Raw genomic sequence first — 21,013 nt, 5'->3', positions numbered from 1 at the left:
CTCAATCCTGCCGGGAACCACCCCGGTCGACCAGCCGCACCTCGCGTTGCGGGAAGGGGATGGTGACGCCGTGGGCCTTGAACGTGTCCCACAGCGCCAGGAAGACCTTGCCGCGGATGTTGGTCAGGCCGCCGGTCGGGTCCTTGATCCAGAAGCGCAGCACATAGTCGACGCTGGAATCCCCGAAGCCGGTGATGTGGCAGACCGGGGGGCGGGTGCTGAGGACCCGCTCGTCGGTCAGGGCGGCCTCGGTGGCGATGCGGCGCACCAGATGCGGGTCGTCGTCATAGGAGGCGCCGAAGCGGATGTCGAGGCGGACGAACTCGTCGGAATGGGACCAGTTGACGACCTGGCCGGTGATCAGGTCCTCGTTCGGGATCAGGTATTCGCGCCCGTCGCGGGTCGAGATCGAGGCATAGCGGGCGCCCAGCTCGTTGATCCAGCCGAAGGTCTCGCCGATCGAGATGACGTCGCCCGGCTTGATCGACTTGTCCATCAGGATGATCACGCCCGAGACCAGGTTCGACACGACCTTCTGCAGCCCGAAGCCCAGCCCCAGGCCGATGGCGCCGGACAGGAAGGCCAGCGCGGTCAGGTCGACGCCGATGGCGCGCAGCCCGATGATGAAGGCGGCCAGGAACAGGCCCGTCTGCAGCAGCTTGACGGCCAGCACGCGCATGGAGGGGGTCAGGTCGTCGCTGGCGGCGATCCGCGCCGACAGCCAGCGCGAGGCGAACTTGGCGACCAGGAAGAAGACCGTGAGGATCGTGACCATCTGCAGCAGCATCAGGACCGAGATGCGGACCTCGCCCATCTCGATGGCCATGCGGTCCAGGAGCCGGGCGGTCTGGTCGGTCAGACCGAGCGCGTTCAGCGTGACCCAGCTGAGCGCGCCCCACCGCACCGCCTTGCGCAGCAGCGGGTTGCGGATCAGCCGCGTGGTGAAGACGATGATCAGCCAAGCCAGCGCCACGTTCGCCAGCAGGACCAGCAGGTAGGACCGGCTTGGCCAGGTCACCTCGCGCATCACCATGACGGTCAGCCAGACAAGGGCCACGAACAGGATGCCGCGCAGGCGCCGGTGGACCACCACCAGGAACCGCATCCGCCACATCGGCCAGCCCTCGCGGCTGTGCATCCAGGCCCGCAGCCGCGGCGCCAGCACCCGGCCCAGCAGATGCGCGACGGCCAGGACCGCCAGCGCGATCAGCAGCTGATAGATGTTCCAGGGTCGCAGCAGGCCCGTGGCAAAGGCGTGCCATTGGCCGGCCAGCCCCTGTCCCAGTTCCACCACGTCGCGCGCCAATGCCTGATCGATCTGCGGCTTCCTTTCCGTCCGGCGCCCCGGGGGCGGGGCAGGGGATCAGACTGCCCCGGACCGGCGGGGCAGGCAAGCGGCCCGCCGCGCCGTCGGGCAGGCGCAGATCACGCCTGCTGCAGCGTCAGGCTGGCCTGCAGCGCCGCCAGATGGCTCAGGCCCTGGGGCATGTTGCCCAGCCAGGCGCCGGTCGTGGGGTCGATCATCTCGGGCAGGATGCCGGGGCCGTCCGCGATGGTCTGGCGCAGGCCCGCCATCAGCGCGCGGGCCTCGTCCCTCTGGCCCAGAAGCGCGCGGGCCTCGACCATCCAGAAGGAACAGGCCAGGAAACACCCCTCTTCCTGATCCATGCCCGTGTAGCGGTAATGCAGATGCCGGTCTGCGCCGAGCGTCCGGTCGATGGCGTCCAGCGTCCGGCGCAGGCGGTCATGGCCGTCGAAATCGAAGCGCACTGCCAGGGTCAGCGACGCGTCCAGCCGCGTGGTGCCCGGATGCATGACATAGGCGCCCAGATCCTCGTTCCAGCAATTCGCGTCGATCCAGTCGGCGATGCGCTGGCGCTCGCGGCTCCAGCGGTCGCGGCAGGTGGTGGGCAGCTGGCCCGCATCAGCCAGCTCCACCGCGCGGTTCAGGGCCTGCCAGCAGCTGATCTTGGACATCGTGTAATGTTCCAGCTCGGGCAGTTCCCAGATGCCGGAATCCTTCAGCTTCCAGCGGTCGGCGCATTCGTCGGCCAGGTGGGACAGGGTCTCGGCGCTGCGGGCATCGATCAGGTTGCCCGCGCGGGTGAAGACCGACACCGTCTCGAAGATGTCGCCATAGATGCCGTGCTGGTGCTGATGGGCGGCGCGGTTGCCGGCCAGGACCGGGCGCGAGTGGCGATAGCCGGGCAGGTCGACCTGCCGCACCGTCTCCTCGACCCCGCCATCCAGCCGGAAGCAGACGCGGGCCCCGTGGGCACAGAGCTGGTTCAGCAGCCAGGTCAGGGCGGCCTTGGCCTCGATGACCACGCCAAGCCGCAGGAACGAGGCGATGACATAGCCCGCGTCCCGCACCCAGGCAAAGCGGTAGTCGTAGTTCTTGTCGCCGCCGATCCGCTCGGGCAGCGAGGTCGTGGCCGCCGCGGCGATGGCCCCACTTGGCGCGTAAAGTAGCATCTTCAGCGCCAGCGCCTGGCGGACCAGGAAATCGCGGTCCGGGTGGTCGGGCGCGAAGGACCCGCACCAGTCGCGCCATTCCCGGTCCGACAGGTCGATCCGCGCGTCGATATCGGCCAGCGCCGGCACGACCAGCGGCTCGCTCGCGCCCGCGACGATGGCCAGGATCTCGCGCTGGCCCGCCGCCAGGTCCAGCCGGGCGGTGACGCGGTCGTCGCCCTGATCGGTGATCTTGACGCCGTCGCCATGCAGGAACAGGCCCAGCACCGATCCGACATGAAAGGTCTCGTGCGGGCCGCGGCAGGACAGGTAGGGGCTGCGCAAGCCGGCGCGATGGCCCAGCTGCAGGGTGATGTCGAAGCTCATCCGCCCCTCCAGCACCTCCACCCGGCGGGCCAGCTCGCACCAGGGCAGCCGCCCCGCCGTGCCGCTGTTCAGCGATTCCGTCAGCAGGGCCACGCCCCCGGGTCCGCGGAAGCGCGTCTCCAGCACGTTGCTGTCGGGGCGATAGCGCCGGTCGACCTGACGGGCGTCGCGGGGCGTGATGTCGAAGAAGCCCGCCTGCGCGCCGTTCTGCAGCGGGGCCGAGCCGGCCAGCAGGCGGTCGAACAGGGGCGGGCTGTCCATGTTCGGGACGCACCACCAGTCGATGCCGCCATCCGTCCCCGACAGCGCGATCGAGCGCCCGTCACCCAAGGCGGCATAGCTGTCCAGATCGGCGAATCCCGCCGCGTCGCGCGCCACGGGGATCAGGCCCCCTGGCCCAGATTGATCGACAGGCCGCCGTCGATGAAGAAGCTTTGCCCGGTGATGTAGGAGGCCGCGTCCGAGACGAGGAAGGCGATCAGCGCGGCGACCTCCTCGGGCTGGCCCGCGCGACCCAGGGGGATGTTGCTTTCCATCTGCCGCCGCAGGTCGGGATCGTCCTGCGCCTCCTGGTTGATGGGGGTCATGATCATGCCGGGGGCCACGTTGTTCACCGTGATCGACGCCCCGGCCAGTTCCAGCGCCAGCGTGCGGGCCAGCATCCGCAGCCCGCCCTTGGCCGCGTCATAGGCCGACGATCCGGCACGCGGCACCTCCTGGTGGACCGAACTGACATTGACGATGCGCCCGCCATGCCCCGCAGGCACCGCCCGCCGGGCGAAGGCGCGGCACAGAAGGAAGGGGCCGGTCAGGTCGGTGGCGACCGTTTTCAGCCAGTCGTCATCCTCCATGTCGACGGCATGGGCACCGCTGGCGTCGATCCCGGCATTGTTGATCAGCACATCGGCCCGCAGCCCCTGCTCGTCGAGATAGGCGAAGAGCGCCTCGACCTGGGCGGGGTCGCTCTGGTCGAGCCCCTGGACATGGACCGTGCGGTCCAGAGCCCGGAGGGCCTCGGCGGTCGCCTCGGCCCCGTCGCGGTCGCTGTGATAGGTGACCAGGATGTCGTGCCCGGCCCGGGCCAGCGCCTCTGCCGTGGCGCGGCCGATGCCGGAATCCGATCCGGTGACGATGGCGATGGGGGCGTGGGGGCTGTCTGACATGTCGGGTGATCCGGCGTTGCTGCGTTGCCCGCCAAACGCCGCCGAGGGTTGGGCGTTCCTTGGAGCTTGCGCAGGGCACCGGTCACGATCGCGGCAGGGTGCGGATGATGGGACGGGATGCGGCAGGTGATCTGCCGCCACGGCGCGCACCGGCACGGTTTGGGGCAGGGATCTGTCGACCAACACGCTGGCATGACAGGCAATTCAGGACATGGGATGACCTGGTGCTGTGAGAGAGGATTGAACTCTCGACCTCACCCTTACCAAGGGTGTGCTCTACCACTGAGCTACCACAGCGCCGATGAGGGGGCGTTTAGACAATGGCCGGGGGGCGCGCAAGGGGCATTTGCGCGAAATCGGGCGAAATGTCGGATTGCCGCCGTCGCCCGTCGGCTTTGCTGGACGAGGCCCTCGCGCGGCGGTAACAGGGCAGGCATGACCGACCGACGCGACGACACAGCCGGGCCCGACAGCCGCGACCAGCGCCTTGGACAGGCGCTGCGCGCGAACCTGGCGCGGCGCAAGGCGCAGGCGCGGGCCCGCTCGGCCGGCAGTGCCGCCGATCCGGCACCGGACGGCCCGGCCGCGGAGGACAATGCCGCGGACAACGCTGCCGCAGGCGATACCCAGAACAAGACCGCCCCGCACGCGGGCGGCGAGACAGGCAAGGACAGCTGATGGACCAGATCATCGTCGCGGGGAACGGCCCGCTGAGCGGGGAAATCCCGATCGCCGGGGCCAAGAACGCCTGCCTCACGCTGATGCCCGCCACGCTGCTGACCGACCAGCCGCTGACGCTGACCAACGCGCCGCGCCTGTCGGACATCCGCACGATGACCGCGTTGCTGGGATCCCTGGGGGCCGAGGTCGCCAGCCTGCAGGACGGCCAGGTGCTGGCCCTGTCCAGCCATGCGCTGACCAGCCACCGGGCGGATTACGACATCGTGCGCAAGATGCGCGCCTCGATCCTGGTGCTGGGGCCGCTGCTGGCCCGCGACGGCGTGGCCGAGGTGTCCCTGCCCGGCGGCTGCGCGATCGGCGCGCGGCCCGTCGACCTGCATCTGCGCGCGCTGGAGGCGATGGGCGCCAGCCTGGATCTGCGCGAGGGCTATGTCCACGCCAAGGCGCCCTCGGGCGGCCTGCGCGGCGCGGTCTTCGACTTTCCCGTGGTCTCGGTCGGCGCGACCGAGAACGCGCTGATGGCCGCGACGCTGGCGCGGGGCACGACCGTCCTGAAGAACGCCGCGCGCGAGCCCGAGATCGTGGATCTGGCGCGCTGCCTGCGGGCGATGGGCGCGCTGATCGAGGGCGAGGGCACCGGCACGATCACCATCGAGGGCGTGCAGGCGCTGCATGGCGCGACGCACCCGGTGGTCACCGACCGGATTGAACTCGGCACTTACATGCTGGCGCCCGCGATGTGCGGGGGCGAGGTCGAGTGCATCGGCGGGCGGATCGAGCTGCTGGCGGCCTTCTGCGAGAAGCTGGACGAGGCCGGGATCAGCGTCGAGGAGACCCCGCGCGGCCTCAAGGTCGCGCGCAGAAACGGCCGCGTGCGCGCCGTCAACGTCACGACCGAGCCCTTCCCGGGCTTCCCGACCGACCTGCAGGCGCAGTTCATGGCGCTGATGTGCATGGCCGAGGGCACATCGGTGCTGGAGGAGACGATCTTCGAGAACCGCTTCATGCATGCGCCCGAGCTCACCCGGATGGGCGCTCGGATCGAGGTGCAGGGCGGCCACGCGACCGTCACCGGCGTCGAGAAGCTGCGCGGCGCGCCGGTGATGGCCACCGACCTGCGCGCCTCGGTCAGCCTGATCCTGGCGGGGATGGCGGCCGAAGGCTCCACCATTGTCAGCCGCGTCTATCACCTGGACCGGGGCTACGAGCATGTCGTGCGCAAGCTGCGCGGCGTCGGCGCCCATATCGAACGCGTGAAAGAGGAGGCCTCATGACCGGCGACGCCCGTTTCTCGGATGCCGACCCCCGCCCGCTGGCCCTGAAGGCCGAGGACGAGGTCGATCTGCGCATCCTGTCCTCGCTGCTGCAGGACGCGGTCCTGACCGGGGCCGACATCACCCATGATCGCAGGGCGCGGCGGCTGGCGCTGCTGGTCACCCGCTTCCGGTGGGAGGATGCCGAGGCCGCCCGGACCGAGGGCCGCAGCTTCGAGCGGGTGCGCGCGATCCTGGTGATCGGCGACGTGACCCGGGTGGTCAGCGACGGCGTGGGGCGCGCGGGCGACACGGTGCTGTCGCTCTTGGCCCTGCGCTGGCAGCCGGGGCCCGACGGCACGGGCCGCCTGTCGCTGGATTTCGCGGGCGACGGGACCATCATCGCTGAGGTCGAGTGCATCAACCTGGACCTGCGCGACGTGACGCGGCCGCATGCGGCGGTCTCGGGCCAGGCGCCGCGGCACCCCGAGTGAGGGATCTGGATATTTGAGTGAAGAAGAAGCCCGTCCGGATCGCCCGGGGCCGACCCTGCGGGTCGGGACGGCGGCGGGCGGGGCGTTTCAAAGGGGATGCGTATGCCGGTCTTTCTGAACACGCGCGATGCCGGTTTCGAGGCCGGGTTCGGGCGCATGCTGTCGGCCAAGCGCGAGGATTCGACGGATGTGAACGACGCGGTCACCGCGATCATCCGCGACGTGCGGGCGCGGGGGGATGCGGCGCTGTGCGAGCTGACCTCGCGCTTCGACCGGCTGGACCTGACGCCCGGGACGCTGCGCTTCTCGGCCGAGGAGATCGCGGCGCAGGTTGCGCTTGTGTCGCCCGAGGATCGCGCCGCGCTGATGCTGGCGGCCGAGCGCATCCGCGCCTATCACGCCCGCCAGATGCCCGAGGATGCCAGCTGGACCGACCCCGAGGGCGCGACCCTGGGCTGGCGGTGGTCGGCGGTGTCGGCGGCGGGGCTGTACGTGCCGGGCGGGCAGGCGGCGTACCCGTCCAGCGTGCTGATGAACGCGATCCCCGCGCGGGTGGCGGGGGTCGAGCGGCTGGTGATCTGCGTGCCCACGCCCGACGGGATCATCAACCCGCTGGTGTTGCTGGCGGCCCAGCTGTCCGGCGTGGACGAGATCTATCGCATCGGCGGCGCTCAGGCGGTGGCGGCGATGGCCTATGGCACCGATACGATCCGCCCCGTGGACAAGATCACTGGGCCGGGCAATGCCTATGTAGCGGCGGCCAAGCGGCAGGTCTTTGGCCGGGTCGGCATCGACATGATCGCGGGCCCTTCTGAGGTTCTGGTCATCGCGGACGGGGATCAGAATCCCGACTGGCTGGCTTGGGATCTGCTGGCGCAGGCGGAACATGACGCGGATGCGCAGTCGATCCTGATCACCACCGACGAGGCCATGGCGCAGGCCGTGGCGGCCGCGGTGGACCGGATCATCCCGACGCTGGACCGCGCGGCCATCGCCGGGGCCAGCTGGCGCGATTACGGCACGCTGATCGTCGTCCGAGATCTGGACGAGGCGGCAGCCCTCTCCAACCGCATCGCGCCCGAGCATCTGGAGCTGTGCGTCGACGACCCCGAGGGGCTGGCCGCGAAGTGCATCCATGCGGGCGCGATCTTCCTCGGCGCGCACACGCCCGAGGCGGTGGGCGATTATGTCAGCGGGCCGAATCACGTGCTGCCGACGGCGCGCTCGGCACGGTTCAGCTCCGGCCTGTCGGTGATGGATTTCGTCAAGCGCACGACCATGGCGCGGCTGACGCCGGGCGCCTTGGCGGCCATCGGCCCCGCCGCCGTGCGTCTGGCCGCATCCGAGGGCTTGCAGGCGCATGGCGCTTCGGTTCAGGCTCGGTTGGGGACCCTGAACGAAAGGCTGTCGGAATGAGCCGCATCACCCGCATCGAGATCGACGACAGCGCCATCGCGCCCGCCACCCCCGAGATGGAGCAGGAGCGGCGCGTGGCGATCTTCGATCTGATCGAGGACAACAGCTTCACCGTCCCGGGCCGCGATGGGGCACCGGCGCCCGACGGGCCCTTTATCCTGGACCTGTCCATCCGCGAGGGGCGGCTGGTCTTCGACATGACCGACGAGGCGGGCGCCAAGGTGGCCGAGTTCCACCTGTCGCTTGGTCCCTTCCGGCAGGTGGTCAAGGATTACTTCCAGATCTGCCAGAGCTACTTCGACGCGGTCAAGCGCCTGCCCCCCGCCCAGATCGAGGCGATCGACATGGCCCGGCGCGGCATCCACAACGAGGGCGCGCGCACCCTGCAGGAGCGGCTGGAGGGCAAGGCCACCCTGGACATCGACACCGCGCGGCGCCTGTTCACCCTCATCTGCGCGCTGATCCCGCAGGGCTGACCGGGCATGGCGCAGGACAAGATCCCCTCGTCGGTCCTGTTCTGCTGCGACCACAATGCCATCCGCTCGCCCATGGCCGAGGGGATGATGAAGAAGTTCCACGGCCGCGCCGCCTATGTGCAGTCTGCGGGCGTGAAGAGCGACATGGAGGTGGACGGCTTTGCCATCGCCGTCTGCGACGAGATCGGCGTGCATCTGGCCAACCACCGCAGCCGCAGCTTCGACCAGATGCGGGACTGGGGCGATGATCTGGGCCAGTTCGACCTGATCGTGGCGCTGTCGCCCGCCAGCCAGCGCATGGCGCTGGAGATGACGCGCCACGCGCATCTGGAGGTCGAGTACTGGCCGATCATGGACCCCACGGGCCTCGCCGAGGGGCGCGAGGCGCGGCTGGCCGCCTATCGCCAGACCCGTGACCAGATCGAGGCGCGGATGCTGGACCGCTTCGGCCCGCCCACCCGGCAGGGCGACGACGAGCTCTAGCGGCGGCGCCAATGGGCGGGAACGTCCCAGAGGGGGCGGTTCATCTCGGCCTCGACATCCTCGCGGGTCAGGCCGATGTCGCGCAGCTGGTCGTCGGTCAGCCGGTCCAGGTCCAGCCGGGTGCGGCGCAGGTCGAACATCGTCAGGATCCGTTCGATCCACGAGGGGCGGGGCAGGATGCCGTGGCCGGTCACGACGCGCAGCAGGGCCTTGGAATTGGGGGTCATCGGTCAACTCCGGTGATATGATCCATCAGGGATGAAGATGAATGATGCTTGGATCATCTTCATCCTTGATTGGTATCCCGCCGTGGCCTATCTGTGAAACGAATGATTTTGATGCCAGCCATCAAGGACAATGAAGGATCGGCCGCCATGCGCAATCTGGACATCGCCACGCTGAGATCCCTGCAGGCGGTGGCCGAATACGGCGCCGTCACCCGCGCCGCCGAGGCGCTGAACATGACGCAGAGCGCGCTGTCCATGCAGATGAAGCGGCTGGAGGAGGCCTTCGGGCGCCCCATGCTGGACAAGGCCGGGCGCGGCGTGGTGCTGTCGGATTTCGCGCAGGACCTGCTGGGCGAAAGCCGCAAGCTGGTGGCGCTGAACGACGCGATCCTGGCGCGGTTCACCGGCCTGCGCCCCGAGCGGCGCCTGCGGGTGGGGCTGACCAGCGACTGGATGTTCACCAAGGTCGCCCAGACCGTGCGGGCCTTCCGGCAGGATTTCCCGCGCGTCGAGCTGATCATCAACGATTCGCGCACCAAGGACCTGCAGGCCCAGATGCGGCGCGGCGAGCATGACGTGATCCTGACCACCGAATTCGATGCCCCGCCCGGCGCCATCAACCTGGCCAAGGTCGATCTGGCCTGGTTCGGGGCGACGGGGGGAACGGCCTGGCGCGAGCGGCCGCTGCAGATCGCCAATTCGACGAACTGCGCCTATTACCCGGTCGGCATGGGGGCGCTGGATCAGGCCGGGATCGAATGGGTCCATGTCGCGGGCGAGGGGGGCAACGACACCTGGCGGGTGCTGGCCGCCGCGGATCTGGGGGTCACGCTGTTGCCGCGCGGGATCTCGCAGCCGGGGCTGGAGGTGGTGGATCACGGCGGCGCGATGCCGCCGCTGCCGCCGACCTGGCTGAACGTCTATGTGGCAGACGGGCCTGCCCGCCAGATCGCCGCGGATTTCGCGGGCTATCTGCGACAGGTCGTCTGCGAGGTGGCGGCGGCGGCCTGACGGATCAGACCACCACGCCGGCGCCGTCGGTGGCCGGGCCCGCGACGGCGCGGAAGGCGGCGAACAGCTCGCGCCCCATGCCCTCGCTGCTCTCCTCGGGGTCGAAGGCCATCGGCGTGCGGGCCTCGAAATCGGCTTCCAGGCATTCCAGCGTGCCATGCGCCGCGTCCAGCCGCAGCATGTCGCCATCGCGCAGCCGGGCCAGCGGGCCGCCGCTGGCGGCCTCGGGCGAGATGTGGATGGCGGCGGGCACCTTGCCCGAGGCGCCCGACATGCGCCCGTCGGTGACCAGCGCGACCTTGAGGCCCCGGTCCTGCAGCACCGCCAGCGTGGGCGTCAGCGAATGCAGTTCGGGCATGCCATTGGCGCGCGGACCCTGGAAGCGGACGACGACGATGGTGTCCTCGGTGAACTCGCCGTTGCGGAAGGCGGTCTTGACGGCCTCCTGGTCCTGGAAGACCCGGGCGCGCGCCTCGATCATGTGGCGTTCGGGGGCGACGGCGCTGATCTTGATGACCCCCCGGCCCAGATTGCCCTGCAGCTGCTTCATGCCGCCGGTCCTGGCGAAGGGATCGCTGGCCGGGCGCAGGATCTTGTCGTTCAGGCTGTCGCGGGCGCCGGCCTCCCACCGGATGCGGGCGCCGTCCAGCCGCGGCTCGGCGGTGTAGCCGTCGAGGCCCGTGCCGTTGATCGTCTTGACGTCGGGGTGCAGCAGCCCGGCCTCGAGCAGCTGGCCGATCATGTAGCCCAGGCCGCCCGCGGCGTGGAAGTGGTTTACGTCGGCCAGACCGTTGGGATAGACCCGCGCCATCAGCGGCACGTTCTCGGACAGGTCGTGGAAATCCTCGATGTCGATGAGGACGCCCGCCGCGCGCGCCATCGCGGGCAGGTGCAGCACCAGATTGGTGGAGCCGCCCGTGGCCATCAGCCCGACGATGCCGTTCACGAAAGCGCGTTCGTCCAGCACCTCGCCCGCGGGCAGGTATTCGTTGCCCAGATTGGTGATCGCGGCGGCGCGCTCGACCGCCGCCACCGTCAGCGCCTCGCGCAGCGGCGTGTTCGGGTTCACGAAGCTGGAGCCGGGCAGGTGCAGGCCCATGAACTCCATCAGCATCTGGTTGGTGTTGGCGGTGCCGTAGAAGGTGCAGGTTCCGGGGCCGTGATAGGAGGCCATCTCGGCCTTCATCAGCTCCTCGCGGCCGACCTCGCCGGTGGCGAATTGCTGGCGGACGCGGGATTTCTCGTCATTGGGCAGGCCCGAGGGCATGGGGCCTGCGGGGACGAAGACGGCGGGGACATGGCCGAAGGTGGCGGCGGCGATGATCAGCCCCGGCACGATCTTGTCGCAGACGCCCAGATACATCGCCGAATCGAAGCAGTCATGCGAGAGCGCCACCCCCGCCGCCAGCGCGATCACGTCGCGGGAGAAGAGCGACAGCTCCATCCCCTTGCGCCCCTGGGTGACGCCGTCGCACATTGCGGGCACGCCGCCCGCGACTTGCACCGTGGCCCCTGCCGCCTGGCCCGCCGCCCGGATCAGGTCGGGATAGCGCTCGTAGGGCTGATGGGCCGACAGCATGTCGTTATAGGCCGTGACGATGCCGATATTGGGCTTGCGGGTGGTGGCCATGTCCGCCTTATCCTCCATCGCGGCATAGGCATGGGCCTGGTTGCCGCAGGAGAGGTGCGCGCGGGCGGGGCCGTCCTGCGCGGCGCGGGCGATCTTGGCGAGATAGCGGCCGCGCGAGACCTGCGAGCGTTCGCGGATGCGGTCGGTGACGCGGTCGATGGTGGCGTGAAGGGTCATGGCGTGGCCTCCTCTGGCTTTGGCGGCAGTATATGCCGTTAGCGATAACGGTTCAACCATGCGCGTGCGGGGACGTCGCAGGGGGGCGCTGCCCCCCGGCCTTGCGGCCTCCCCCCGGGATATTTGCGCCAAGATGAAGGGGCGCGGGCGCTTGTGCGGGCGGGTGGGGCGTGGCAGATCGGCGGCTAAAGGAGAATTGCGATGAGCGAGCTGACCGGCGATCGTCCCGTCATCCGGCTGCGGCCCAAGTCGAAGCCCCAGGCCATCCGGCACGGCTTCCCTTGGGTCTTTGCCGACGAGGCGGTGCTGGACCGCCGTACCAAGGCGCTGCCCCCGGGCGGCATGGCCGTGCTGGAGGATCCCGAGCGGGTGCCCCTGGGGCTGGTGACCGTCAACCCGGCCTCGAAGATCATCGCGCGGGTGATGGATGCCGACCCCGCGGCGGTGATCGACGGCGCCTGGCTGCGGGCACGGCTGGAGCGGGCGCTGGCCTTGCGGGCGCGGATCTATGACGCGCCCTTCTACCGGCTGGTCCATGCCGAGGCGGATGGGCTGCCGGGGCTGGTCATCGACCGCTTCGGCGACGCGGCGGTGATCCAGCCCAACGCGGCCTGGGCCGACGGAATGGTGGACGAGATCGCCGAGGCGCTGGTCGCCGTGACCGGCGTGACCACGGTGGTGGTGAACGGGCAGGGCCGCTCGCGCGCCCTGGAGGGGCTGACCGAGCGGCTGGAGGTGATCCGCGGGACGGCCCCCGACGCGCCGGTGCCGGTGCAGATGAACGGCGCCGTCTATCTGGCCGACCTGCTGGGCGGGCAGAAGACGGGGCTGTTCTTCGACCAGCGCCCGAACCACGCCTTCCTGCAGCGGCTTGTGGGGGAGGGGCAGGTGCTGGACGTCTTCAGCCATGTCGGCGGCTTCGGTCTGGCGGCGCTGGCGGGGGGCGCGTCCCATGCATTGTGCGTCGACGGCAGCGCGCCTGCGCTGGAACTGGCGCGCGGCGGGGCCCAGGCGATGGGGGCCACCGACCGGCTGGAGACGATGCAGTCCGACGCCTTCAAGGCGCTGGAGAGCTTGGCCGCCGAGGACCGCCGCTTCGACGTGGTGGTCTGCGATCCGCCGGCCTTCGCGCCCTCCAAGCCCGCGCTGGAGGCGGGTCTGCGCGCCTATGAGCGGGTGGCCCGGCTGGCCGCGCCGCTGGTGGCGCCCGGCGGGTATCTGGCGCTGTGCAGCTGCAGCCATGCGGCCGACCTGACCTCGTTCCGCAATGCCAGCGCGCGGGGCATCGGCCGGGGCGGGCGGCGCGGCGTGCTGATCCATACGGGCCAAGCCGGCCCCGACCATCCGACCCTGCCGCAACTGGCCGAGACGGGCTATCTGAAGACGCTGTTCTTCCGGCTGGACTGATGCGGGCGGTCCTGGACGCCAATGTCCTGTTCCCGACCATCCTGCGCGAGATCCTGACCGATCTGGCGCAGGCGGGCCTCTACCACGCGCTATGGTCCGAGCGGATCCTGGCGGAATGGCGCCATGCCGCCGCCAGGCTGGGCCCCGACCAGGACGAGGTGGCGGGGGCCGAGATCGCGTTGCTGCGCCTGCGGCTGCCCGAGGCGGTGCAGCCCGACGACGGGGTGGCTGCGATCGATCTGGACTTTCCCGACCCCGCCGACCGCCATGTGGTCGAGGCGGCGCTGGCTGGAGGCGCGGATCTGGTCGTCACCGCCAACCTGCGCGATTTTCCGCAGCCGTTGATGACGGGCCTGGGGCTGCGGGCGATCCATCCCGACGCCTTCCTGCTGGGCCTGCACGACGCCGACCCCGGGGCCGTCCGCCGCGCCGTCACCGCGGCCCGCGACAAGGCAGCCGCCCTGGGCGGTGCCATGAGCTTGGGCGAGATGCTCCGGCGCTGCCGCCTTCCGCGCCTGGCCAAGCGGGTGGGTGCTTGATGCGCATTGCCGTTAACGCTACCAATCGCTAAGTCCGACGCCAACCTCAAGGAGAGCCGCATGGTCTCGCGTGTCATTCCGGTCGATGATTTCGACCTCGTGATCTTTGGCGCCACGGGCGATCTGGCCCATCGCAAGATCCTGCCCGGCCTGTTCCGCAGGTTCCAGGCGCGGCAGATCCCGGCCACCAGCCGCATCATCGGCGCCGCCCGCACCGAACAGGACGACGCGGCCTTTCGCGACGAGGCCTTCGAGGCGATCTGCACGCATTCCGGCGTCGACCGGGACGACGCGCAGCTGCAGGAATTCCTGCAGCTTCTGGGCTATGTCGCCATCGATGCCAGGGGCGAGGGCGGCTGGCAGGCGCTCAAGGACCGGATGCGGCCCGGCGCGGTCCATGCCTTCTACTTTTCGGTGGCGCCCGCGCTGTTCGGCGACATCGCCGAGCGGTTGGCGGGGCATGGCATTGCCCATGACGACAGCCGGATCGTGGTGGAAAAGCCCTTCGGCCGCGATCTGGCCAGCGCGAAGGCGCTGAACGCCACGCTGGCCAAGCATTTCCACGAGGACCAGATCTATCGCATCGACCATTACCTGGGCAAGGAGACGGTCCAGAACCTGATGGCCGTGCGCTTTGCCAACGTCCTGTTCGAGCCCCTGTGGAACGCGCAGTTCATCGACCATGTGCAGATCACCGTGGCCGAGACCGTGGGCGTGGCCGGGCGCGGCAGCTATTATGACAAGTCCGGCGCGATCCGGGACATGGTCCAGAACCACATGATGCAGCTTCTGTGCCTGATCGCGATGGAGCCGCCCTATCACTTCGATCCCGACGCGGTGCGCGACGAGAAGCTGAAGGTGATCCGCGCCCTGCTGCCGGTCGAGCCAGCCGACATCGTGCGCGGCCAGTATACCGGCGAGGGCAGCGACTATCTGGCCGATGCCGAGGATCCGGCCTCGCGCACGGAAAGCTATGTGGCGATGAAGGTCCGCATCTCGAACTGGCGCTGGCAGGGCACGCCTTTCTACCTGCGCACGGGCAAGAAGCTGCGCGCCCGCACGTCCGAGATCGCGATCACCTTCAAGGAGCCGCCGCATTCGATCTTCGACGACAGCGGCGTGCCCAAGGCCAACGAGCTCGTCATCAGGCTGCAACCGAACGAGGGCATGAACCTCAAGGTGATGATCAAGGAACCGGGGCCGGGGGGGATGCGCCTTGTGCAGGTGCCGCTGGACATGAGCTTCGCCGAGGCGCTCGGCAAGGATGGGGCCGACATGCCCGACGCCTATGAACGTCTGATCATGGACGTGATCCGGGGCAACCAGACCCTGTTCATGCGCGGCGACGAGGTCGAGGCGGCCTGGGCCTGGACCGACCCCATCATCCACGCCTGGGAGGACGGCAAGCGCCGCCCCGAACCCTATGACAGCGGATCCTCGGGCCCCGACGAGGCGTTGCGCCTGATGCACCGCGACAATCGCCGGTGGAGAGAGATCAGGTCATGACCATGGAATTCCTCGTCTACCCCGACCGCGAGATGCTGGCCCTGTCGCTGGCCGACCGCATCGCATCGCAGCTGGCGCAGCATCTGCGCGGGCATGATCGCGCGACGCTCTGCGTGCCGGGCGGCACCTCGCCCGCGCCGGTCTTCGACATGCTGTCGGGGGCCGATCTGGACTGGGGGCGCGTCACCGTCGTCCTGGGCGACGAGCGGTGGGTGGACGGCGATCACAAGCGCTCGAACTCGCGCCTGCTGCGCCGTCACCTGCTGAAGGAGAAGGCGGCCGAGGCCGAGTACATCGACCTTTACACCGGCGACGCCTCGCCCGATCTGGCGACCGAGGGTCTGGGCGCGCGTCTGGCGCCGCATCTGCCGCTGACGGTGGTGCTGCTGGGCATGGGCAACGACATGCACACGGCCAGCCTGTTCCCCGGGGCCGACCACCTGGCTGCCGCGATGGCCTCGGACGCGCCCCCGGTCATGGCGATCCGGGCCGAGGGCGCGGAGGAGCCGCGCATCACCCTGACCCGCCCCATCCTGTCGGGCGCCATCAACATCCATCTGCTGATCATGGGCCCGGAAAAGCGCGAGGCGCTGGAGCGCGCGCAGACGCTGGACCCGATGCAGGCGCCGATCCGCGCCTTTCTCGACGAAGCCACCGTCCACTGGGCGGAGTGAGGACCGACATGACCGATCTGTGGAACCGCCTGACCTCTTGCCGCGCAGCCCAGGGCGATGCCCGCATCGACGGGCTGTTCGACGCCGATCCCGACCGGGCGACGGGCTTCTCGACCCGGGCCTGCGGGATGGTCTTCGACTGGTCCAAGACGATGATCGACGCGCCCGCGCGCGACCTGCTGCTGGACCTCGCCCGCGATGCGGGCGTCGAGGCCCGGCGCGAGGCGATGTTCCGGGGCGAGAAGATCAACGAGACCGAGGGCCGCGCCGTCCTGCACACCGCGCTGCGCAATCTGGACGCCAGCGTGACGGTCGACGGCCAGGACGTGATGCCCGAGGTGCGGGCCATCCACGACCGCATGGCCCAGTTCGCCCGGGCGGTCCGCGACGGCAGCTTTGCGGGCGCGGGCGGCAAGATCACCGATGTGGTCAATATCGGCATCGGCGGGTCCGACCTGGGGCCGGCAATGGCCGTGCTGGCGCTGGCGCCCTATCATGACGGGCCGTGCACGCATTTCGTCAGCAACGTGGACGGCGCCGACATCGCCGACACGCTGAAGGGGCTGGATGCGGCCACCACGCTGGTCGTCGTGGCCTCCAAGACCTTCACCACCATCGAGACGATGACCAATGCGCAGACCGCGCGCGACTGGATGGCGGCCTCGGTCTCGGATCCCGCGGCGCAGTTCGTGGCCCTGTCCTCGGCCGTGGGCAAGACCGGCGATTTCGGCATCGACCAGGCGCGGGTCTTCGGTTTCGAGGATTGGGTCGGCGGGCGCTATTCGGTCTGGGGGCCGATCGGGCTGTCGGTGATGCTGGCCGTGGGACCCGAGGCCTTCGACGAATTCCTGGCCGGCGGGGCCGAAATGGACGCGCATTTCCGCGAGGCTTCGCTGGAGGCGAACCTGCCGGTGGTGCTGGCCCTGACCGGGATCTGGCACCATCAGGTCTGCGGATATCCCACCCGCGCGGTGCTGCCCTATGACAACCGCCTGATGCGCCTGCCCGCCTATCTGCAGCAGCTAGAGATGGAATCGAACGGCAAGCGCGTGGCGATGGACGGCAGCGAGCTGACCGTCGCCTCGGGCCCGGTCGTGTGGGGCGAGCCTGGCACCAACGGCCAGCACGCCTTCTACCAGCTGATCCATCAGGGCACGACGCCCGTGCCCTGCGAGTTCATCCTGGCCGCGACGGGCCACGAGCCGGACCTGGCCCATCACCACATCCTGCTGGCCGCCAATTGCCTGGCGCAGGCCGAGGCGCTGATGCGGGGCCGGTCGCTGGACGAGGCGCGCGCGCTGATGGCCGCGAAGGGGCTGGAGGGGGCCGAGCAGGACCGGCAGGCCCGCCACCGGGTCTTTCCGGGCAATCGCCCCTCGACCCTGCTGCTGATCGAACGGCTGACGCCGCATGCCCTGGGCGCGATCCTGGCGCTGTACGAGCATCGGGTCTTCGTGGAAGGCGTGATCCTGGGGATCAACAGCTTCGATCAATGGGGGGTCGAGCTGGGCAAGGAGCTGGCCTTGAAGGTCGAGCCGCTGCTGACGGGCGAGGCGATGGACGGGCATGACGCCTCGACCCTGCGGCTGGCCGCGCTGATCCGCGAGATGCGCGGCTGAGCGCGCGGAAGGGGGGCGCTGCCCCCCGTCCTGCGGACTCCCCCCGGGATATTTCGACCAAGATGAGGGCGGCGCGGGTTTTGGCGCCGCTTTTCCTTTGGGGCGCGACCCGCTAGGGTCCGGCCAGCACGGAAAGGTTCGATCATGGCGTTCTTCACCAAATTGCGCGAGCGGCTGACCCGGTCTTCGGCCAAGATCGGGTCGGGGCTGGACGATCTTGTGGGCGAGGCCCCGGCCGCGCCCGAGGCGCCGCTGCCCGCGACCGAGCTGCCCGCGCCGATGGCCACGCCCCATCCGCAGCCGGTCCAGCCGGGCCTGGTCGGGCGCCTCTTCGGTCGGGCCGAGCCCAAGGTCGAGGAGCCGCGCCGGGCGCTGGACGATGCGATGCTGGAGGAGCTGGAGGACATGCTGGTCCAGGCCGATCTGGGCGTGGACACGGCGCTGCGCGTCACCGCCAACATCGCCGAGGGGCGGATGGGGCGGCGGCTGTCCTCGACCGAGCTGAAGGAGCTGCTGGCGGCCGAGATCGCGCGGATCATGGCGCCGGTGGCCCGGCCGCTGCCGATCTATCCGAAAAAGCCGCAGGTGGTGCTGGTCGTGGGCGTCAATGGCGCCGGCAAGACCACCACCATCGGCAAGCTGGCCAGCCAGTTCCGCGCGGCCGGCAAGTCGGTGGTGATCGCGGCGGGCGACACGTTCCGCGCGGCGGCGGTCGAGCAGCTGCAGGTCTGGGGCACTCGGGCCGGCGTGCCGGTGATGGTCGCGCCGCAGGGCAGCGACCCGGCCAGCCTGGCCTGGGACGCGATGGTGCGGGCCGAGGCCGAGGGCGCCGATCTGCTGATGATCGACACGGCGGGGCGGCTGCAGAACCGCCAGGACCTGATGGAGGAGCTGGCCAAGATCGTCCGCGTCATCCGAAAGAAGGATCCCGAGGCGCCGCACAACACCCTTCTGGTGCTGGACGCCACCACCGGGCAGAACGCGCTGAACCAGGTCGAGACCTTCCGCAAGCTGGCCGATGTCTCGGGCCTGGTGATGACCAAGCTGGACGGGACCGCGCGGGGCGGGGTGCTGGTGGCGCTGGCCGACCGCTTCGGCCTGCCCATCCATGCGATCGGCGTGGGCGAGCAGATCGACGATCTGGACGCCTTCGATGCCGATGATTTCGCCCGGGCGCTGGTCGGGCTCTAGGCCCGGACCAGGGGTTTCGCGTTGCGCAGGTGACGCTGCAGCAGCTGCCGGGCCTGGCGCCCGGTGGGCACCGGCCGCGCGAAGGGGCCCGCGCCCTCCGTCCTCAGATGCGGCAGGGCGGCATGGATCTGGGCCACCTGCCCGGGGCTGAAGGCATTCAGTGCCATCGGGCCGGGATAGAGGCTTTCGCTCCAGGCGCCCTCGGCCTCGATCACCTCGTGGCGACCCGTGAGCAGATGCCAGTAGGTCACCGGCCGGTCGCCGCGGCGCAGGCCGATGCCCGGCTGGCCGATCAGATGGCGGGCGGCCACCAGCGTCTCCTCGGAGCCCAGCATCCGGCCCGCGATGGCCGAGCGCAGCAGCATGCGGTGCTGGGGCGAGACCAGCATGTCGCGGCCCGGACGGCCCGGCCCCAAGGCACCCGCGGCGATGCGGATAGGCCGGTCCTGGGGGCGCAGGTCCAGATGGGCGGCGTCGATGCGGCGATGGCCCAGCCACAGGATCGGCTGCGGCCCGTGATCCAGCGTCGCCACCCGGTCGCCGGGGCGCAGGGTCTGGATCGGGCGCGGGCCCCGGTCGGTGCGGATCAGCGTCCCCTCGGCGAAGCAGGGCACGGCATAGGGCATGGAGTCCGACAGGATGCCGATGTTGCGAAACGAAATGTAGGTATAGGTCTGATCCAGCGTGAAGTCAGGGAAGACGGTCTGGCCGTCGATGCTGCGGGCGAGGGGAAAGATCAGCACCGAATGGCGATCTCCGATCTCGTCGCCGAAATCGCCCTGGACCAGCAGGCGGGGGAAGACGGCAAAGAACTGGTTGCCATCCTGCCCCTCGATGATCGATCCCTGAAAATTTGCCAGACCCGTGCCGACGGGATAGGTCACCGCCGCGTCGCCATAGCCGAAGGTGGCGGGTTCCAGCAGCTTCTGGTCGTCCTCGTCGGGCGTGTAATAGCTGCTGTTGAAGTCGGGGTCGTCATCGCTGAGGTGGATCGTGGTCAGAACCGGGTCGTTGAAGACGATGGGTTGCCTGTCGGTCCAGGGTGCCCATCGCCAGTTGCCCATGTTGGTGGCGGAGGTGATCTTGTCGGCAAGCGTGAGGACGGTGATCTGATAGGACATGCGCATCTCCGTTCGAGGGGCCGGACGCGGGCATCCCGCAGCTGCGGGGCTCGGCCCACAAGGTATGAACGGAAGTTTAACATTTGGTTAAGAGGCGGTTACCCGAGGCTGGCGGAGGCCGAGGTCCCGCGTTCGCGATAGGGGGTGCTGCCATATTGGGCACGGTAGCATTTCGAGAAATGCGAGGGGCTGGAAAAGCCCGAGGCCAGCGCGATCTCGATGATCGACATCTCGGTCTGCATCAGCAGGTTGCGGGCCCTGGCCAGCCGGGTTTCCATGTAGTAGCGCTTGGGGCTGCGGTTCAGATAGCGGCGGAACAGGCGTTCCAGCTGGCGGGTGGACATGCCCGCGTCCAGGGCCAGCTGGGCGGGGCTAATCGGCTCTTCCAGGGTGCTTTCCATCCGGGCGATCACGGCGGCCAGGCGGGGATGGCGCACGCCGATGCGGGTGGGGATCGACAGGCGCTGGCGGTCCTGGTCGGTGCGGATCGCCGTGTGCAGCATCTGGTCGGCCACGTCGGCGGCCAGCGCGTCGCCATGCGCCTCGGCGATCAGGTGCAGCATCAGGTCGATGGAACTGGTCCCCCCCGCCGCCGTCAGCCGGTTGCCGTCATGCACGAAGACCGACCGGAACAGGTCGACCTGCGGGAAGGCCTCGGCGAAGCCGTCGTGGTTTTCCCAGTGGATCGTGGCCTTGCGCCCGTCCAGCAGCCCGGCCTCGGCCAGGATCCAGGTGCCGGTGCAGACGGCGCCCAGGGCGGGTCCGCCGCGGGCCTGGCGGCGCAGCCAGGCCAGCACGGGGCGAGTGGCCTCGCGCGCGATCTCGGTGCCGCCGCAGACGATCACCACGTCGTCGCGCCCCGGCGCCGGGGCAAGCGCATCCAGGCCGCCGTCCACGGCCACCCGCGTGCCGTTCGAGCAGGTCGCCATGTCGCCTTGGGGACCCACCAGCCGCCAGTCGAACAGCGCCCGGCCCGAGGCGCGGTTGGCCAGCCGCAACGGCTCGATCGCCGCCGTGAAGGGCAGCATGGTGAATCGGTCCAGAAGCAGGAAGGTGAAGCGGCGCGGTCTGTCGGAGGGCATGGGGGCTGTCTTTGCGAACGTG

General features: G+C 69.8%; 20 protein-coding genes and 1 tRNA gene. 13 read left to right on the top strand and 8 right to left on the bottom strand.

The genetic code is table 11. From position 1 onward, the window contains the following. Nucleotide 1: 1 nt before the first annotated feature. The 4 genes from E4191_RS08710 to E4191_RS08695 form a co-directional block, all read right to left on the bottom strand. Complete coding sequence (locus tag E4191_RS08710) at nt 2–1,306, bottom strand: mechanosensitive ion channel family protein (protein WP_407947013.1); 1,305 nt, start codon at nt 1,304–1,306, stop codon at nt 2–4. A gap of 119 nt (nt 1,307–1,425) precedes the next feature. Continuing rightward, nucleotides 1,426–3,219 carry a glycoside hydrolase family 15 protein gene (locus E4191_RS08705; protein ID WP_228461182.1) on the bottom strand — a complete coding sequence of 598 codons (1,794 nt, stop codon included), beginning with the start codon at nt 3,217–3,219 and terminating at the stop codon, nt 1,426–1,428. 5 nt (nt 3,220–3,224) lie between these two features. Further along, nucleotides 3,225–4,004: an SDR family oxidoreductase gene (locus E4191_RS08700; RefSeq protein WP_135313067.1), complete on the bottom strand. Its 780-nt coding sequence runs from the start codon at nt 4,002–4,004 to the stop codon at nt 3,225–3,227. A gap of 222 nt (nt 4,005–4,226) precedes the next feature. After that, a tRNA-Thr gene (locus E4191_RS08695) sits at nt 4,227–4,301 on the bottom strand. A gap of 138 nt (nt 4,302–4,439) precedes the next feature. Here E4191_RS08695 and E4191_RS08690 point away from each other — a divergent pair. The 6 genes from E4191_RS08690 (at nt 4,440) to E4191_RS08665 (ending at nt 8,807) form a co-directional block, all read left to right on the top strand. Then, entirely contained in the window at nt 4,440–4,682 is a 243-nt protein-coding gene (locus E4191_RS08690) for a hypothetical protein (RefSeq protein ID WP_135313066.1), read from the top strand. Further along, nucleotides 4,682–5,959, top strand: a complete 1,278-nt coding sequence (gene murA / locus E4191_RS08685) for a UDP-N-acetylglucosamine 1-carboxyvinyltransferase (RefSeq protein ID WP_135313065.1) — start codon at nt 4,682–4,684, stop codon at nt 5,957–5,959. The genes E4191_RS08690 and murA overlap by 1 nt, the downstream gene beginning before the upstream one ends. Next, nucleotides 5,956–6,432: a DUF2948 family protein gene (locus tag E4191_RS08680; protein ID WP_135313064.1), complete on the top strand. Its 477-nt coding sequence runs from the start codon at nt 5,956–5,958 to the stop codon at nt 6,430–6,432. Before murA ends, E4191_RS08680 begins: the two co-directional genes overlap by 4 nt. A 102-nt stretch (nt 6,433–6,534) precedes the next feature. Then, nucleotides 6,535–7,848 carry a histidinol dehydrogenase gene (gene hisD / locus E4191_RS08675; protein WP_135313063.1) on the top strand — a complete coding sequence of 438 codons (1,314 nt, stop codon included), beginning with the start codon at nt 6,535–6,537 and terminating at the stop codon, nt 7,846–7,848. Further along, nucleotides 7,845–8,324, top strand: a complete 480-nt coding sequence (locus E4191_RS08670; protein WP_135313062.1) for a UPF0262 family protein — start codon at nt 7,845–7,847, stop codon at nt 8,322–8,324. Before hisD ends, E4191_RS08670 begins: the two co-directional genes overlap by 4 nt. A 6-nt stretch (nt 8,325–8,330) precedes the next feature. Beyond that, nucleotides 8,331–8,807 carry an arsenate-mycothiol transferase ArsC gene (locus E4191_RS08665; RefSeq protein ID WP_135313061.1) on the top strand — a complete coding sequence of 159 codons (477 nt, stop codon included), beginning with the start codon at nt 8,331–8,333 and terminating at the stop codon, nt 8,805–8,807. On the opposite strand, the gene E4191_RS24135 is transcribed toward E4191_RS08665, so the two are convergent. Continuing rightward, nucleotides 8,804–9,034, bottom strand: coding sequence for a DUF1127 domain-containing protein (locus tag E4191_RS24135; protein ID WP_228461180.1), 231 nt, complete (start codon nt 9,032–9,034; stop codon nt 8,804–8,806). The two genes, E4191_RS08665 and E4191_RS24135, sit on opposite strands and share 4 nt — an antisense overlap. Nucleotides 9,035–9,181: 147 nt before the next feature. On the opposite strand from E4191_RS24135, the gene E4191_RS08655 reads away from it, so the two are divergent. Next, on the top strand, nt 9,182–10,045 hold the full coding sequence (locus E4191_RS08655) for a LysR family transcriptional regulator (protein WP_176562672.1): 864 nt from the start codon (nt 9,182–9,184) through the stop codon (nt 10,043–10,045). A gap of 4 nt (nt 10,046–10,049) precedes the next feature. Here the strand turns inward: E4191_RS08655 and edd are convergent, their stop codons facing one another. Beyond that, nucleotides 10,050–11,852, bottom strand: coding sequence for a phosphogluconate dehydratase (gene edd / locus E4191_RS08650; protein WP_135313059.1), 1,803 nt, complete (start codon nt 11,850–11,852; stop codon nt 10,050–10,052). Between the two features lie 201 nt (nt 11,853–12,053). Between edd and E4191_RS08645 the strand changes: the two genes are divergently transcribed. The 6 genes from E4191_RS08645 (at nt 12,054) to ftsY (ending at nt 18,788) form a co-directional block, all read left to right on the top strand. Further along, entirely contained in the window at nt 12,054–13,259 is a 1,206-nt protein-coding gene (locus E4191_RS08645) for an RSP_2647 family RNA methyltransferase (protein WP_135313058.1), read from the top strand. Beyond that, nucleotides 13,259–13,798, top strand: coding sequence for an RSP_2648 family PIN domain-containing protein (locus E4191_RS08640; RefSeq protein ID WP_135313057.1), 540 nt, complete (start codon nt 13,259–13,261; stop codon nt 13,796–13,798). Before E4191_RS08645 ends, E4191_RS08640 begins: the two co-directional genes overlap by 1 nt. Before the next feature lie 60 nt (nt 13,799–13,858). Continuing rightward, on the top strand, nt 13,859–15,304 hold the full coding sequence (gene zwf / locus E4191_RS08635; RefSeq protein ID WP_135313056.1) for a glucose-6-phosphate dehydrogenase: 1,446 nt from the start codon (nt 13,859–13,861) through the stop codon (nt 15,302–15,304). Nucleotides 15,305–15,306: 2 nt separating this feature from the next. Then, on the top strand, nt 15,307–15,978 hold the full coding sequence (gene pgl / locus E4191_RS08630; RefSeq protein WP_176562737.1) for a 6-phosphogluconolactonase: 672 nt from the start codon (nt 15,307–15,309) through the stop codon (nt 15,976–15,978). 8 nt (nt 15,979–15,986) lie between these two features. After that, complete coding sequence (pgi, locus tag E4191_RS08625) at nt 15,987–17,597, top strand: glucose-6-phosphate isomerase (protein ID WP_135313054.1); 1,611 nt, start codon at nt 15,987–15,989, stop codon at nt 17,595–17,597. Nucleotides 17,598–17,741: 144 nt separating this feature from the next. Further along, nucleotides 17,742–18,788: a signal recognition particle-docking protein FtsY gene (ftsY, locus tag E4191_RS08620; protein WP_135313053.1), complete on the top strand. Its 1,047-nt coding sequence runs from the start codon at nt 17,742–17,744 to the stop codon at nt 18,786–18,788. Here the strand turns inward: ftsY and E4191_RS08615 are convergent. Together E4191_RS08615 and E4191_RS08610 are read right to left on the bottom strand one after the other, a co-directional pair. Continuing rightward, nucleotides 18,785–19,909 (bottom strand): Hint domain-containing protein, encoded by a 1,125-nt coding sequence (locus tag E4191_RS08615; RefSeq protein ID WP_176562671.1) that lies wholly within the window; start codon nt 19,907–19,909, stop codon nt 18,785–18,787. The genes ftsY and E4191_RS08615 overlap by 4 nt on opposite strands. A gap of 98 nt (nt 19,910–20,007) precedes the next feature. Beyond that, on the bottom strand, nt 20,008–20,991 hold the full coding sequence (locus E4191_RS08610; RefSeq protein WP_135313051.1) for a GlxA family transcriptional regulator: 984 nt from the start codon (nt 20,989–20,991) through the stop codon (nt 20,008–20,010). Between the last annotated feature and the right edge of the window lie 22 nt (nt 20,992–21,013).

The sequence above is a fragment of the Paracoccus liaowanqingii genome (assembly GCF_004683865.2).
GTDB lineage: Bacteria > Pseudomonadota > Alphaproteobacteria > Rhodobacterales > Rhodobacteraceae > Paracoccus > Paracoccus liaowanqingii.
This window is presented reverse-complemented; position numbering and strand designations above follow the sequence as displayed.